The 16419-nt window shown below is 53.0% G+C and carries 9 protein-coding genes, 11 tRNA genes and 1 rRNA gene (1 of these 21 cut by a window edge); all 21 read right to left on the bottom strand.

Going from position 1 to position 16419, the window contains the following annotated elements:
• Positions 1-225 precede the first annotated feature (225 nt).
• Positions 226-570 carry a helix-turn-helix domain-containing protein gene (locus VN24_RS12970; protein WP_045670748.1) on the bottom strand — a complete coding sequence of 115 codons (345 nt, stop codon included), beginning with the start codon at positions 568-570 and terminating at the stop codon, positions 226-228.
• 215 nt (positions 571-785) lie between these two features.
• On the bottom strand, positions 786-2618 hold the full coding sequence (gene glmS, locus VN24_RS12965; protein WP_045670747.1) for a glutamine--fructose-6-phosphate transaminase (isomerizing): 1833 nt from the start codon (positions 2616-2618) through the stop codon (positions 786-788).
• Between the two features lie 704 nt (positions 2619-3322).
• Complete coding sequence (gene glmM, locus VN24_RS12960) at positions 3323-4669, bottom strand: phosphoglucosamine mutase (RefSeq protein WP_045670746.1); 1347 nt, start codon at positions 4667-4669, stop codon at positions 3323-3325.
• Positions 4670-4792: 123 nt separating this feature from the next.
• Positions 4793-6229: a CdaR family protein gene (locus VN24_RS12955; protein WP_045670745.1), complete on the bottom strand. Its 1437-nt coding sequence runs from the start codon at positions 6227-6229 to the stop codon at positions 4793-4795.
• Positions 6222-7061, bottom strand: coding sequence for a diadenylate cyclase CdaA (gene cdaA / locus VN24_RS12950; RefSeq protein ID WP_045670744.1), 840 nt, complete (start codon positions 7059-7061; stop codon positions 6222-6224). The genes VN24_RS12955 and cdaA overlap by 8 nt, the downstream gene beginning before the upstream one ends.
• Before the next feature lie 144 nt (positions 7062-7205).
• Positions 7206-7832, bottom strand: coding sequence for a zf-HC2 domain-containing protein (locus tag VN24_RS12945; protein ID WP_045670743.1), 627 nt, complete (start codon positions 7830-7832; stop codon positions 7206-7208).
• Positions 7833-7948: 116 nt separating this feature from the next.
• Positions 7949-8521 (bottom strand): RNA polymerase sigma factor SigW, encoded by a 573-nt coding sequence (sigW, locus tag VN24_RS12940; protein WP_082083745.1) that lies wholly within the window; start codon positions 8519-8521, stop codon positions 7949-7951.
• Complete coding sequence (locus VN24_RS12935; protein ID WP_045670741.1) at positions 8518-9432, bottom strand: EamA family transporter; 915 nt, start codon at positions 9430-9432, stop codon at positions 8518-8520. Before VN24_RS12935 ends, sigW begins: the two co-directional genes overlap by 4 nt.
• Before the next feature lie 145 nt (positions 9433-9577).
• Positions 9578-12382, bottom strand: coding sequence for a phosphoenolpyruvate carboxylase (gene ppc / locus VN24_RS12930; RefSeq protein WP_045670740.1), 2805 nt, complete (start codon positions 12380-12382; stop codon positions 9578-9580).
• 541 nt (positions 12383-12923) lie between these two features.
• Positions 12924-12997, bottom strand: a tRNA-Gly gene (locus VN24_RS12925).
• Positions 12998-13007: 10 nt separating this feature from the next.
• Positions 13008-13084 (bottom strand) — tRNA-Pro (locus VN24_RS12920).
• Between the two features lie 18 nt (positions 13085-13102).
• A tRNA-Arg gene (locus VN24_RS12915) sits at positions 13103-13179 on the bottom strand.
• Positions 13180-13182: 3 nt separating this feature from the next.
• A tRNA-Gly gene (locus tag VN24_RS12910) sits at positions 13183-13257 on the bottom strand.
• A 923-nt stretch (positions 13258-14180) separates the two neighbouring features.
• Positions 14181-14260 (bottom strand) — tRNA-Leu (locus VN24_RS12905).
• A 28-nt stretch (positions 14261-14288) separates the two neighbouring features.
• Positions 14289-14364 (bottom strand) — tRNA-Lys (locus VN24_RS12900).
• A gap of 7 nt (positions 14365-14371) precedes the next feature.
• Positions 14372-14446, bottom strand: a tRNA-Gln gene (locus VN24_RS12895).
• Positions 14447-14458: 12 nt separating this feature from the next.
• Positions 14459-14534: transfer RNA gene (locus VN24_RS12890), tRNA-Val, on the bottom strand.
• Positions 14535-14591: 57 nt separating this feature from the next.
• Positions 14592-14666: transfer RNA gene (locus VN24_RS12885), tRNA-Glu, on the bottom strand.
• Between the two features lie 17 nt (positions 14667-14683).
• Positions 14684-14759, bottom strand: a tRNA-Thr gene (locus VN24_RS12880).
• Between the two features lie 3 nt (positions 14760-14762).
• Positions 14763-14838: transfer RNA gene (locus tag VN24_RS12875), tRNA-Asn, on the bottom strand.
• 111 nt (positions 14839-14949) lie between these two features.
• Positions 14950-16419, bottom strand: a 23S ribosomal RNA gene (locus VN24_RS12870) (it continues 1462 nt past the right edge of the window).

Raw genomic sequence — 16419 nt, 5'->3', positions numbered from 1 at the left:
TATTTGATCTGTTTGCTCCTCGTGACTTCTTACGGATACTGGCCAGCCTCCAATGAACTCAGCATGCTTAAACCATTGATGTCGAACAGCCCAAGAGCAAGAATAGATTTTCCCATCAAACCAGATCCCGCTTGGAGTTACGATTCCTATATCCAATTTATCTTCTTCCAAGGTAACACCCCGCATTTTTCGGTAATGTTACCATGATTGCACTTTTCGGATTTTTTAATCCGTAAACGGATATTTATTTTTCCTTAGCTTGATATGTATGATTTCAAACAATTCATTTTTTTCGCGAGCAGGGAGAGATCGGATGCTGTCGAGCAGTTCCAATTCTTCATTTGATACATCGGTTTGAATGAAAGAGGACTCAACGTCATCTGTAAGCAGCCAATTCAAATCGCATTTAAATTTATTTCTTAGAGCAATAATCGTTTCGCATGACGGGAGACAAACACCGCGTTCAATGTCACTCAGTGTTCCTTGAGAAACTTCAATCCTGACCGAAAATTCCTTCTGATTTAACTCATTTGATTTTCGGATAAATCTGACTTTCTCACCTAGGTTCATCTGTATCAGCTCCAGAAAACAAAAATACCCCGTAATTAGTTACAATTACGGGGTTCAACCTCATGATGTCTGTTATTCGGAGTAAATGCTGTCTCACCCAGCAGTCTAATACTTTATTTACTCAGTCTAAACCTTTATTTTCGCAGTCTAATACTTTATTTTTCAGTCTAATACTTTATTTTCACTGAACAACCTTCACTCTATTCCTAACCCACTTACTCCACCGTCACGCTCTTCGCCAAATTTCGCGGCTTATCCACGTCGTGGCCGAGGGCCAGAGAAGCGTGGTAGGAGAGCAGCTGCAGCGGGACGACCGACAGAGCGGGCGTCAGGATCGGCAGCGTCTTCGGAATGGCGAACAGCTCGTCGACGGAGCGGCCGACTTCGGCTTCGCTGCCGGCGTTGGCGATTGCCAGCACATGGGCGCCGCGCGCTTTCACTTCCTTGATGTTGCTGAGCGTCTTCTCGTACAGCTCTTCCTGCGTAACGAGCGAGATGACCGGAATGCCTTCCTCGATCAGCGCCAGCGTGCCGTGCTTCAGTTCGCCTGCCGGATAAGCTTCGGAGTGGATGTAGGAAATTTCCTTCAGCTTCAAGGAGCCTTCCTGGGCAACCGCGAAGTCGAGACCGCGTCCGATAAAGAACAGGTTGCTATGCTTCGACACGGCTTCCGCCACCTGCTTGTAAATGTCGCTCTGCTCCAAAATGCGTTCGACCTGTTCAGGCAGCTGCTTCATTGCATCGATGACCTCGGTAATTTCATCCTGCGTTTTCGTGCCGCGCACCTGCGCCAGGTATAAGCCCAGCAGATAAAAAGCGATCAGCTGCGACGAATAGGCTTTGGTGGAAGCGACCGCAATTTCCGGACCGGCCCATGTCGTAATGACATCATCCGCATCGCGCGCGATGGAGCTGCCCACGACGTTTGTAATCGCGAGTACGCGGGCGTCGTTGCGCTTCGCTTCACGCAGCGCCGCCAGTGTGTCGGCCGTCTCGCCGGATTGGCTGACGACGATGACAAGCGTGTCCGGCGTAATGATCGGCGAACGGTAGCGGTATTCCGATGCGACATCGGTTTCGACCGGAATGCGCGCCAAGCTTTCAATAACGGTTTTGCCGACCAGTCCGGCATGGTAAGCCGTACCGCAAGCGACAATGTGAATTTTGGAGATCGCTTTGATCTGCTCGTCGGTCATTTCGACCTCTTTCAAATCGACCGATTTTCCGTCTTCGGAAATGCGGCCCATCATCGTATCGCGGTAAGCTTGCGGCTGTTCGTGAATTTCCTTCAGCATGAAATGATCGAATCCGGCTTTTTCTGCCGTGACCAAGTCCCAATCGACATGAAATATTTCCTTGGAAATAATTTCGCCATCGGTCGTCATCAGCTCGACACTTCCGCGCCGCAGCACGGCCATTTCACCGTCATTCAGAATATACACATTGCGTGTATGCTCCAAAATCGCCGGAATGTCCGAGCCGATAAAATTCTCGCCTTCGCCGATTCCGATAATAAGCGGGCTGGCAAAACGGACGGCAACAAGCCGGTCCGACTCATATTCGGTCAGAACGCCGAGCGCAAAAGCGCCGCGCATTCTCTTCACTGCGCGCTGCACCGCTTTAACGATATCTCCGTCGTATTCGTCGGCGATCAGGTGCGAGATCACTTCCGTGTCTGTCTCGGACAGGAAGCGGTGTCCTTTTTCCGCCAATTCTTCCTTCAGATCCAGATAGTTTTCGACAATGCCGTTATGCACGACCGAAAATTTATGGGAATTGTCGGTATGCGGATGTGAGTTGACATCCGACGGCTTGCCGTGCGTCGCCCATCTCGTATGCCCGATGCCCACAGAACCCTCGATCGGCTCGTCACGCAATTTATCTTCCAGAACGGCCAGACGGCCTTTCGACTTGCGAATTTCCAGTCCATGATCGGTGAAGACTGCAATACCGGCGGAATCATATCCGCGATACTCCAGCTTCTTCAGCCCTTCGATCAAAATATCTTTCGAGTCCCGTTTCCCAATATAGCCAACGATTCCACACATAATGAAATAGACCTCCGTATACGTTATAATTCCGCCTGTACGGATGTCCGCGTGGCGCGGCCGGGCTGGTCTATGAATCCTGTTCCATGCCCTTGCGGCGCTCTTTACGCGTCACCCTGGACATAGCGGGATGAATATAACGCATTCCGCCGAATGGTTGTGAGACCGGTTGCCCGCGTCCTTTTCGCATATCGGCTTACGGCTTGAATGCTTAACCGGAAGGTCCCCGCCGAATAATTCGAACACCTTCACCTCGTCAGCTTGCTCTCCATCGCCTCAGGTCATACGGAGAAATGAAATTCTTTTGTTGTTCCCTCTGCTAAGGCACGCCCTCCCGGCTGCCTTGCTCAGAGGCAAAAGCTTCATTCCGATTACTTAGTCCCGCTTCACAGACGGGAGTTTTGGTATGACTCAAGCGATGCCCCTCGTTACGAGCAAGCTCTGGCGCTTATACTGCTAAAATATACCTCTACCCTCGCTTTCCTTCCGAAATCATACTTCTTATCATATTCAATTTAAACCGTCCACGCAACCTCGAAAACATCCAATGTTTGTTAATGGCACAGCTGAACCGGCGATTTTTACCCATATGCAAAAAAACCGCCGGTTCATTCGTCCCCTAAACCATTAACGCCCCGCTTTAAGCTGAATAACATGATCTGCCGTCATCAGCTGGCATCGTCAACGGTTAACGTAGTCAATCTTTAGCCTGCACCAAGTTCAACTTTGACCACATTAACAATTTGATCCACGAATGTTTCAATCTGCCCTTTATCCGGTCCTTCAGCCATGACGCGAATGAGCGATTCGGTGCCGGAAGGGCGGACGAGCACACGGCCGTTATCGCCAAGCTCCTTCTCCACTTCCGTAATGGCTGCGGCGATCGCCGGATTATCGTTGTACATCGTTTTGTCGGCTACCCGCACATTGACCAGCACCTGCGGATATTTGCGCATGATCCTCGTCAGCTCGCCCAGTTTTTTACCCGAATGGACCATCGTGTTCACCAGCTGCAAAGCAGTAAGAATGCCGTCGCCGGTCGTGTTATGATCGAGAAAAATAACGTGGCCGGACTGTTCGCCGCCCAGGTTAAAACCGCCGCGGCGCATCTCCTCCATCACGTACCGGTCGCCAACCGCCGTCTTTGCCGTCTTCAGACCCAAACGTGCAGCAGCCTTGAAAAAGCCAATGTTCGCCATAACCGTCGTCACAATCGTATCGCCGTTCAGTTTGCCCGCCCGCTTCATCGCTTCGCCGCAAATACAGAGGATGTAATCGCCGTCCACTTCGTTGCCTTGCTCGTCGATCGCGATCAGACGGTCGGCGTCGCCGTCGAACGAAAGACCGAGGTTGGCGTTATGCGCAAGCACCTGCTCGCGCAAATATTCCGGATGGGTCGAGCCGACGCCGTCATTAATGTTCCGTCCGTCCGGAGAAGCGCCGACCGTAACGATCTCGGCACCCAATTCGCGGAAAATTTGCGGCGCCAGCTCATAAGCGGATCCGTTCGCACAGTCCAGCACAATGCGCAGCCCGTCGAACCGCGTGTCAACGGTCGTCTTCAAATGATCGAGATAGCGCCGCTTCGCAGCTTCATCCGTCGAAACGGTGCCGATCTCTCCGCCTTCCGGTCTTGGCAGCTCATCGTGCTCGGCGTCCATCAGCCGCTCAATCTCAAGCTCCGTCTCATCGGAAAGCTTAAAGCCGTCGCCTCCGAAAAACTTGATGCCGTTATCTTCAACCGGATTGTGAGAAGCGGAGATCATGACGCCGGCATCCGCTTTCAGTTCGCGCGTCAAGTAAGCGACTGCCGGCGTCGATACGATGCCGAGCCGTACGACGCTGGCGCCGATGGAGAGCAGACCGGCAATAAGCGCCGCCTCCAGCATCGGCCCGGAGATACGGGTGTCGAGCCCGATAACGACTTTTGGTTTGTCCGCTTGGCCGGCAAGAACATAGCCGCCGCAGCGTCCGATTTTATAGGCAAGCTCCGGCGTCAATTCGCGGTTCGCTACCCCGCGCACTCCGTCGGTTCCGAAATATTTTCCCATTGAAACAGGTACCCCATTTCTGTTCAGTCTATTATATTTATGCATGTCGTATTAAAATGTCCTCAATACACTTTACCTGATCTGTCAGGTTTCGACAACTGGTAACACCTTCTGCATTATCTATTACGGGGCGGCAATGCCGTTTCCGGAGCTGCCAGTGCCTCCCTGGCCGCCCGGGCTTTCCGATCCGGGCTTGCTGCCCGCTCCCGGTGAGTCCTCACTGCCGTTACCCGGCGAGTTCCCACTGCCGGAGCCGGCATCGTTGGACGCCCCCGTATCCCCGCCGCCGGGTTCGGTCGTCCCGTCTTCCGCAGGCGGCGCGGTTGCCTCCTCTTCGGCCTTCAAATCCACCGTCACCTGCGGCGCCTCTCCGCCCGCTGCCGTTACGTTCGGGGGGAGCGACAGCGTTAAGCCGACCGAATGCCGGCCCTCCGGTAGATTCGTCAAGTCGGCTGTAGCCGCAATATCGGCGGCTGTAACGGACTGCAGCGCTCCCGGAGGGCCGGAAAGCTGCAGCGGCACTTTGCCGTCCCCAACGCCCGAGACGACGGATGCCTTTAATCCCTTCGGCACATTGTCGAATGAAACGGGGACGTTAATCGTTCGGGTCGCCGATGTAACGACGTACACCGTTACTGTAACAGTATTCGGCTCTACGGCGGACAATCCGTCCGGCGGCTGCAGCTCCAGCGTCACATCGCCGGACTGTTCGATTTTCGACAGATCGATATCCGCTTCCAGCTTATCCAGCTTATCGAGCAGCTCTTTGGCTCCTCTTACCGTTACTTCCTTCGTGTCCGTATGGATAGATTGGATACTTATCCCGCTCGGCAAATTTCCTTTATAACCGATGACGAGCGGCACGACCTTGCTTGGCATCGTCACCGGGACGTTTACTTCCAAAGTGGAAGGCGATACGACCGCATTCGTCATCTCATCGCCGGAGTTGCTGAACACTTTCACTTTCGCTTTTCGCTCGGTCACAGGCTTGTCGGCGCCGGAAACGTTAACAAATACTTTTACCGATCCGACCTGTTTCATCTCCATCTCCGGCAGCGTGACTTTTACAAGCGGGCTCGTGCTTACCGTCGGCGCACCCGCCTCATACCCTTTCGCCGGCTGCCCTTGCGTGACGACTCCCGCTTCAAAGGTGCTTGTATCCAGGCTGTCGATCGTAACCCTAGCTTGGGTCGGCGACAAGCTTAACAGCTGCAGCCCGCGCGGCAAGCTAACATTGAGCGGCAGCAGATGCTCTCCGTTTGTCAGCCCATTCAGATCGACGCTGATCGTATAATCGCCGTCCGACGCCGACAGCAGATCGCTGCGGGTTCCTCTCACCATGACGCGGACGACGCTGGGCTCAATGAGACTCAGCGAATACGATTTGTCGTCCAGACCGACCGGTTGAATTTTGACCGCTTCAATGACCTTCGTTTCCAGCGTCGAAGCCACCGTGTTCGGCGTGCTCGTCGGATCGAAGTGAACGACTCCCCACAACAGGAGGCCGATGACGACAGACAAAATTTTGAGCGCCGTGGGATGGCTCAGCCATTTATCCATGGTTCTCTCCTTTCCGTCTCCAGAACGGAACCTTCGCTTTCGATTTGCTCTTGGTGCCGTTCGTTTGGTTCAATTCCTCAAACAGTTTGGAGATGAGCGACTCTTCCTTAATATCCCTCACAATCATGCCGCCCACCGCAAGCGAGACTTGTCCCGTTTCTTCCGATACAACGACGGCTACGGCGTCGCACACTTCGCTTACGCCGATGGCGGCGCGGTGACGGGTGCCAAGCTCCTTGCTGATGAACGGATTTTCCGATAGCGGCAAATAGCAGGCCGCGGCCATGATCTGTCCGCCTCTTATAATGACCGCCCCGTCATGCAGCGGCGTATTCGGAATAAAAATATTGATCAGCAGCTCCGAGCTGATTTTCGATTCCATTGGAATGCCCGATTCAATCAGTTCGTTAACCCCCGTACTTCTTTCAAAGACGATTAAAGCTCCGATTTTGCGCTTGGACATATATTGAACCGCTTTAATGATTTCCGATATCCGGTCATTCAATTGATCCCGCTCCAGCGACGTCGAGCGCGCAAACAGCTTTCCGCGTCCAAGCTGCTCCAGCGCCCGCCGCAGCTCCGGCTGAAAAATAATGAGCACCGTGACGACGCCGAACGTAAACATCTGGTTCATCAACCATTTAAGCGTATACAGGTTGAACCACGTACTGACCGCCCAGGTGGCGATCAAAACGAATATCCCTTTAATGAGCTGCACGGCGCGTGTGCCCCGCACGAGCAAAATAAGCTTATATATAATATAACTGACGATACCGACGTCGATTAAGTCTTTAATCCAGTCTTTCCAAGTCGTATCGGCAAAATAATTCATGTGCCAACCCCCAGCTTCCGGTGATGCGGAAATCACAATTGAAGTACCCCTACCTGCATTTTATCAACCTTATTCTTTTCTAGAATGACCTTTCAGAATCCTTTTTTTTTCAAAAAAAAACTCCCCCGGGAGGGAGAGGGGCATTCAATTCGTTAAACCGCTGAACGTCTGGGTCACTTTATACCAAAACCAGTCCAGCGCCCGGTCAATTTCTTTCGTCTGTCCGGCAATATGCGCCGTTGAAGCGGTATACAGCGAGCCGTCGATGACGGTGACGTTGCCGTTCACATCTCCTCGAACATCCGCCGTTCCGTTCTCTATCGTTAAATCGCCGTTTACGCTTACGCCCTCGGGAACCGTAACCGTATCGCCGTTAATGACAACCTGCTGCAGATCGCTTCCCCTTACGATCAGCTCGGAGCTTTTGTCCCAGGAGGAGGTGAAGCTTGCCAGCATCACGAGAACGAATACAGCCGCTGCCGCTGCCGCCGGGTGCCGCCTGACCCACCGGGTCCAGGTCCGCTGCCGTTTCGGCTTCGGAAGAGATTCCATAATGCGCCGGTTCAGCGCCTCGGAGGCGGCTTGATCGGTCGCGTAAGGCTCTTCTTTCATGGCCGTGAACAGAAGCGCTTCCGTCCGTTCCAATTGCTCGAAACGGGAGCGGCAGGCCGGACAGGATAGCAGATGGGATTTCAGCGTCAAAATGTCTTTCCGCGGCAGTTCCCCGTCCATATAATCGCGAATCCATACGATGGCGACGTTGCAATTCATGGCAGCCAGTCCTTTCTTCAAAATGCTCGCACATCATGCTCATGTTATACGATACGTATTTACGCTGACGATGTTTCATTTTTTTCAAAAATGGTTATCCGGGCTTTAGTCCGCTTCTACAGCTTGTGCTCCAGCCGCTTGCGCAAAAACTCCCGGCCCCGGTGAACGCGCGTCTTCACGGTCGTAACGGGCATATCGAGCACTTCTCCGATCTCCTGCAGCGACATATCCTGCAAATAACGGAGAACCATGACCGACTTGTACTTCGGAGGAAGCGTCTCAATCGCCTGGTGGATCGTCCGCTGCGTTTCGGACAGCACAAGCTCGCTCTCCGGCGTCCGGTCATCGCTTGGAATCATCGAATAACCGTCCAGCCCTTCATGGTCGTTTGATTCGGCATCCAGCGAATAGCTCGGCTTGCGCTTGCGCAGCCGATCAATGGACAGATTGGTGGCAATCCGGTAAATCCATGTCGAAAATTTTTGGCTTTCGTCGTAACGCTCCATATTTTTATAGACGCGCAGGAATGTTTCCTGGACGACATCTTCCGCTTCCTGGCGGTTATACAGCATCCGGTAAGCCATATGGTACAGTTTATCCTGGTACATGCCTACAAGCTCCGCAAACGCCCGCTGATCGCCTTTAAGCGACATCCGCAGTAGGTTTGCTTCCAATGATTTCAACGTCATTCCTCCAGACTTGCCGGTTTATCGTTCGTATTGCCCGTTCTCTGCGCCAGTACAATCCCCGCAAGGATAAGGATAACGCCAGCGATCTGCACGATGCTGGACGTTTCCCCTCCGATGAGCCAGGCCGCAGCGGACGCGACCGGCAGCTCAACCGAACCGAGCAGCGCCGCCAGGCTGCTGCCGATGCGCGGGATGCCGGCATTGAACAGCACGGCAGGGGCGACCTGTCCAAGCAGCGCTAGCAGCAGCGCCCACAGCAGCAGGGAAGGCTCCCGTTCTCCGGCCCACGCCTCACTTCCCATCAGCAGCATGACAAACACAAATCCGCCCGTCAGCATAACCGCCGAGTCCATCAGCACGCCGAGACTGGACTTCACGCTTCCTGTCAGCGATAGAAAGAGGCTGTATGTAACCGCGGCAGCCAATCCGTATCCGATGCCGGCCGGATCATTGTGCTCGAGCCGCCCTTCCAGGAGGCCCACTGCCAGCACCGTACCGATCAGGACGATGACGACCGCCAAGAGCCGGTTCCTTGCCGGTACTTTCCGATTCCGCAAACTATCTAGCAAAATGGTAATCCACGTGAACTGAAAAAGCAAGACGGTTGCCAGCGAAGCATCCAGTTTTTGCAGCGCCTTATTAAATAAGATGGTGGAGAGAGCAAGCCCCGCGATTCCGGTCAGCGCCAGCATCAGCCACGAACCGCGCAGCGGGTTGCGCCGCTGCTTCGGAAAACAGAGCACCAGCAGCCACAGCAGAACCATTGCCGCTCCGACCTGATGAACCGTCACTTGCTCAAATGAGAAGCCGCGGTCGTAAACCTGCTTGATCACCGGAGACATAACCCCGAAGCTGGAAGCACCGATCAGCACAAGCACAACCGACAACCAGTATGAAGACGAGCGCTTCACTTACGCATCTCCTTTCGAAAAGCGTGAACCTTTATACTTTTTTTTACAAAAAACGGACAGTGCAGACGCCCCGTCGGCGTATGCACTGTCCGGCTCCGTTACATATATCGGGAACGCTTCGTTAACAAGAGCTGCTCCCCTGGCATCAGCCCGTATTGCGAAGGCCTGCTGCAATGCCGTTAATCGTCAAAAGCACTTCACGCAGCAGCTCCGTATCGTCGCCTTCCTGCTCCCGCAGCTTGCGCAGCTCCGTCAGCAGCTCCACCTGCATGTAGCTGAGCGGGTCCACATAAGGATTGCGCAGGCGGATCGACTCCTGAATAACCGGTACGTTATCCAGAATATCCTGCTGCCCCGTAATGTCGAGAATGAACTTTAACGTGAGCGCGTGCTCTTCCTTCACCTGATTAAAGATGCGGTCGCGCACCTCGGCGTCGCTGATCATTCCGGCATACTGCTGGGCAATGTTCAAATCCGCTTTTGCGAGTGCCATCTGCAAATTGTCCACCAGCTGACGGAAGAACGGGAAGCCTTTATACATTTCCCGCAGCTTATCCAGCTTGGCAGGATCATTCTGCACAAACTGCTCAAATGCGGTTCCGGCCGCATACCATGCCGGCAGAAGATAGCGGCTTTGCGTCCAGGCAAATACCCATGGGATCGCCCGCAAATCTTCAAAGCGGTCGCTGTTCTTGCGCTTGGACGGCCGGGAGCCGATGTTCAGCTCGCCTACTTCCGACAGCGGCGTCGATTCCTTGAAGAACGTCATGAAATCCGGATCGCGGAAAATAAGGTCCTGATACTTCGTCTGAGCCGTCTCGGACATGCTGCGGGCAATTTCGTTCCATTCCGATTCCTGATCCGTCTCCTGCTCCGGATATTTGACCAGGCGGGCTGCCGTAATAAGCGCCCATGTCGCCTGCTCCAGGCTGCGGTAGGCGATGCCCTGCATCGAATACCGCGAAGAGAGCACCTCGCCCTGCTCGGTAATTTTGATACCGGCGCCGATCGTGTGCGGCGGCTGCGCCAAAATGCTGCGGTTCAGCGGCATTCCGCCGCGGCCGAGCGCTCCGCCCCGCCCATGGAAAAATTTCAGCTTCACGCCGTACTCGGCTGCGGCAGCCGTTATTTCGTTAAGCGCCAGCTTCAGCTCCCAGTTGGCAGTAACAACGCCGCCGTCTTTGTTGCTGTCCGAATAGCCAAGCATAATTTCGTGCATTTCCCCTCTGGCTTCCACCGCTTTGCGGTACAGGGGGAGGTCAAAGAGCCGTTTCATAATGCCCGGCGCCGCGTGCAGATCGTCAATCGTTTCAAAAAGCGGCACCGACTGCAGCGAACAGATGACGGAACCGTCCTCTTCCTGACGAAACAGGCCGAACTCTTTGGCAAACACCATCACCATGAGCATATCGCTGGCGCCGCGTGCCATACTGATCAGATAACTCGTAATACAGCCGGTCCCGAATTCCTGCTGAGCCTCGTAAACCGTACGAAACACATCCAGACATTCGCGTGTCGATTCGGAGTATTCGGCATCGTCCGAGGTGAGCTTGCCGGGATCGGCGAGCAAACGTTCCAACAGTGCGATTTTCTCATCTTCCGAAAGGGCCGAGAAGTCGCTCTCAATGTTATTTTTCGCCAAAACTTCCGCCATGGCGTTCTCATGCTCTTTGCTGTGCTGACGAATGTCCAGCGCGGCCATATGGAAGCCGAACAGCTCGACTTGACGGATCAGCTTCTGCACAACCGAATCCGCCGTGTAATCGGCATAATGGGCCCGCAGGCTGCGGTCGATCAGCAGCAGATCCTCCTTCAGCTCGGCAGGACTGTTGTAACGCTTGCGCGTTCCTTTAAGCGACCCGTCGCGCGTGTTGGCGAGCTTCTCCAGCATGTAGCAAAGCTTGACTTTATAAGGCTCTTTGGAGTTGCGCCAAATGTCGATGCCTTTAAGCTCCACTTCGCTCTGATCGGCGCTGATGGATTCCAGCAGCTCGTCCGGCACGCTGACGATGTTCGTGCTGAAGCTCAGCAGCCCCATCCAATCCTTCAAAATCTCTTCATACTTGCGAATGGCCAGCTGCCGGTGCAGTTTTAGCGTCTCCCAAGTCACTTTGGCCGTTACGGAAGGGTTGCCGTCGCGGTCGCCGCCGATCCATGAACCGAAGCGCAGGTAAGCCGGAACGTGCCATTGTTCTCCCGGGTAGTATTTGCTAAGACAACGCTCCAGCTCCTCATAAACATTCGGCAGCGTTTCAAACAGCGTCTCATCGAAGTAAAATAAGCCGTTGCGCACTTCGTCGATAACGGTAGGCTTGCGATTGCGCAGCTCGTCGGTCTGCCACAAAATGAGCACATCGTTCAGCAGCTTCTCCCGCTGCTTCTCCCGCTCACGGTAGCTCAGCATCGGATTGTCCAGTTCCATCAGATTGGTTGCGATCCGCTGGTGAATATCTTGAACGACGCGGCGTGTCGCTTCCGTTGGATGAGCGGTCATGACAAGCTCGAGCGAAATGCCCTCCAGCATCGAGTTGACCTCTCCGACGGCAATCCCGCGCTCTTTAAGCGTTTGGACCGCGTCTTCGATCGAGCCCGGCTGCACCGTTTCGCCAACCGAACGCTCATAATCGCGCTTGCGGCGAACACGGTGATTTTGTTCGGCAATATTGACCAGCTGAAAATAGATCGCAAAAGCGCGAATCACTTGATGGCGAATTTCGGGATTAAGCGACGTAATCGTGCTTTTGAATTCTTCGAAAAGCTCGGGAATGAATTCCGCACGGAGCGCTTTGCTCGTTTCGCGGATTTTCTCCACCACATCGAGCAGCTCGCGCCCTCCCTGATGAACAAGAACTTCTCCTAAAATGTTTCCCAGAAACCGTACATCCCGACGCAGTAAGTTGTTCGAATGCGGCCTATTTGTTGTCTGGGTCGTTACAGCCTGTTCCGACATACTGATCCTCCTTTAGGTTTACCGAAGGCAAAGCCGTTTCGTAAGCAAGTTCTCTGATTTGCCTTAAGCAATACCCGTTGTTAAGCATACGCCCGGTTTCGCCGTCGCAAAACCCGCTGCGCTCGGCTCGGCAAAGCCAGCCGGCAATCGCGATCTGCGCCAATAACGGTCGCAGTCCAGTTCAAGACTCAACTATACTTTGATCCTTTAAACCGCTGCTGTATCAAAATACGCGCCCCCGCAGTGTATTTCCTCACTTTCACCATCATACTACAAAATTGAAACATGTTGAAGACCTTACGGAATAATGTCACGTTGTGCAGCACCGGAAAATGTCTCCTGTACAACAATAATAAACCGATAATACCGTCCTTCTAAGCATTTGCTTGGAGGGCGAAAGATATGTTTCATCCGGTGCGGGAAAATTTCCTTCCAATTAAAATGCGATACATTGCAAAAGCGGGCTGTTTACATTCCTCGCTGTTAATGTGCAAAAAAGCTCTCCGCTGCAAGAAGCGAAGAGCTTGGATACGTAATGTTATGGAGCGGGTGATGGGAATCGAACCCACGCTACCAGCTTGGAAGGCTGGAGTTCTACCATTGAACTACACCCGCAATTTAAATATGGTCGGGACGACACGATTTGAACATGCGACCCCCTGGTCCCAAACCAGGTGCTCTACCAAGCTGAGCTACGTCCCGAAGTGTTTATTGTTTAAATGGCGTGCCCGGAGAGATTCGAACTCCCGGCCTTTTGATTCGTAGTCAAACGCTCTATCCAGCTGAGCTACGGGCACATATGGAGCGGAAGACGGGAATCGAACCCGCGACCCTCGCCTTGGCAAGGCGATGCTCTACCGCTGAGCCACTTCCGCATATTGTTTCGCACCAAGGTTTTGTTCAGCGCGACAAGTAATAATATATCAGCTATTCGCCCACAATGCAAGCTTTTTTATTAAAAAACTTAAAACTTTTTTTACGTCCGGTTGTAAACGTGTTGATCGACACGGGAAAGAAGCGCAGCGTGGCGTACTTACAAGGTATGCAGCTCCTTCAATTAGTGATTTCCCGCTTCACTTGCCAAGCCAGAGACAGGATTAACACTAGTCAGATCTCTCCGAAAATACCGTTACCATTTAATGATCTAACGGAACTGAGTGCTCTTATTTTGCATTTATGAGCCCGTTTGGATATCTAACGGAACTGACAGCTCTTAATCACTTTAAAATGGTATATTTTCAGACAGAAAAACAGAAATAAGGTCCGATACTTCCGTTAGATTTTCAAATCGAACAACATGAGCTGAATAACGTCCACTGCTTCCGTTAGCAGCCAAGAACAACCCGTTATGATACGGCTTTTGGCTTTTCAGGATCGTTCTACTAGGCATTATCTCCGGTCGTATAAGCCAAGGAACAGGCCCCTTATACGCGTTAAGCCACCTATGTTCTTCGGGCACATTAGGGCTCTAAATAACCCTTATCTTCTCAACAAGGCGGATTAGAGGCCGTCTGAACTGTCTCTGGACGTATAACGTCAGAGGACATATACCGTCACAAAAAATGAACAGTCATTCTCTGTTATTGTCCGAGTGTACTCGATTCGATTTCTTTTGACGGAGAACATCATGAATGGAGTGAGCATTGGGGAACTAGCGCGCTCAATGTGTCTTGAGTTTAAACTGGATGGTTAAATTGGAGCATGTTAGCAATACCGTTAGCAAGGAGACATTAACCGAAAGGAAAAGGAGCCTTAAAAACAAAAAAAGCCTTGATTCCTCAAGGTTAGCACGATTGAATGCGCGTAGAGGGACTTGAACCCCCACGGTCTCCCGCCAGATCCTAAGTCTGGTGCGTCTGCCAATTCCGCCATACGCGCGCATAGGTTTGTCCTTTAGTGAACAAAATGGTGAGCCATGAAGGACTCGAACCTTCGACACCCTGATTAAAAGTCAGGTGCTCTACCAACTGAGCTAATGGCTCATGTAAATGGCTGGGGATCTAGGATTCGAACCTAGGCATGACGGAGTCAAAGTCCGTTGCCTTACCGCTTGGCTAATCCCCAACAATTCAATGATGGTGGACGCTGACGGGATCGAACCGCCGACCCTCTGCTTGTAAGGCAGATGCTCTCCCAGCTGAGCTAAGCGTCCATAATATTGTTCCCTGCAACCTATTCCTTATGTAAATGATGAAAAAAATTGAGGGAATGGTGACCCGTAGGGGATTCGAACCCCTGTTACCTCCGTGAAAGGGAGGTGTCTTAACCCCTTGACCAACGGGCCATATTTCAAAAATAAAATGGAGCTCTCAACCGGGATCGAACCGGTGACCTCATCCTTACCATGGATGCACTCTACCTACTGAGCTATGAGAGCAAATGGCTCCCCGAACAGGACTCGAACCTGTGACAACTCGATTAACAGTCGAGTGCTCTACCAACTGAGCTATCAGGGAATAGGAGTGTAATACTCAAGGTTTACACCTTGAAAACCGGATGCGAAAGATTGCTTGTGCTTCCTTAGCTGATTCATATGCCTTGCGGTTTTCCTCACTTGGAAAACCAATTAGGATAAGCCCTCGACCGATTAGTATTCGTCAGCTGCACACGTTGCCGCGCTTCCACCTCGAACCTATCAACCTGGTCGTCTTCCAGGGGTCTTACATACTGGGAAATCTCATCTTGAGGGGGGCTTCACGCTTAGATGCTTTCAGCGCTTATCCCGTCCGTACTTGGCTACCCAGCGGTGCTCCTGGCGGAACAACTGGTACACCAGCGGTACGTCCATCCCGGTCCTCTCGTACTAAGGACAGCTCCTCTCAAATTTCCTACGCCCACGACAGATAGGGACCGAACTGTCTCACGACGTTCTGAACCCAGCTCGCGTACCGCTTTAATGGGCGAACAGCCCAACCCTTGGGACCTACTTCAGCCCCAGGATGCGATGAGCCGACATCGAGGTGCCAAACCTCCCCGTCGATGTGGACTCTTGGGGGAGATAAGCCTGTTATCCCCAGGGTAGCTTTTATCCGTTGAGCGATGGCCCTTCCATTCGGTACCACCGGATCACTAAGCCCGACTTTCGTCCCTGCTCGACTTGTAGGTCTCGCAGTCAAGCTCCCTTATGCCTTTGCACTCTGCGAATGATTTCCAACCATTCTGAGGGAACCTTGGGGCGCCTCCGTTACATTTTAGGAGGCGACCGCCCCAGTCAAACTGCCCGCCTGACACGGTCCCCCTACCGGTTTCACGGTAGCGGGTTAGAACTCAAGTACGATCAGGGTGGTATCCCAACGGCGCCTCCACCGAAGCTGGCGCTCCGGCTTCCTAGGCTCCCACCTATCCTGTACAGATCGTACCCAAGTCCAATATCAAGCTGCAGTAAAGCTCCATGGGGTCTTTCCGTCTTGTCGCGGGTAACCTGCATCTTCACAGGTATTAAAATTTCACCGGATCTCTCGTTGAGACAGCGCCCAAGTCGTTACGCCATTCGTGCGGGTCAGAATTTACCTGACAAGGAATTTCGCTACCTTAGGACCGTTATAGTTACGGCCGCCGTTTACTGGGGCTTCGGTTCACAGCTTCGGATTGCTCCTAACCGCTCCCCTTAACCTTCCAGCACCGGGCAGGCGTCAGCCCGTATACTTCGCCTTACGGCTTCGCACAGACCTGTGTTTTTGCTAAACAGTCGCTTGGGCCTTTTCACTGCGGCCCCCTCGGGCTATTCACCCTACCGAGGCACCCCTTCTCCCGAAGTTACGGGGTCATTTTGCCGAGTTCCTTAACGAGAGTTACTCCGCGCGCCTTAGCATGCTCTGCTCGCCTACCTGTGTCGGTTTGCGGTACGGGCACCTTCTCCTGGCTAGAGGCTTTTCTCGGCAGCCGGAGCACATGACCTTCGGTACTGTAATTTTCCCTCCCCATCACAGCCCAGCTTTAACGGTTGACGGATTTACCTATCAACCAGCCTCACTGCTTGGACGAGCACTTCCATCAGCTCGCGTCACTACCCTTCTGCGTCACCCCATCGCTCATAG

Source organism: Paenibacillus beijingensis (genome assembly GCF_000961095.1).
Classification (GTDB): domain Bacteria; phylum Bacillota; class Bacilli; order Paenibacillales; family Paenibacillaceae; genus Paenibacillus_O; species Paenibacillus_O beijingensis.
This window is presented reverse-complemented; position numbering and strand designations above follow the sequence as displayed.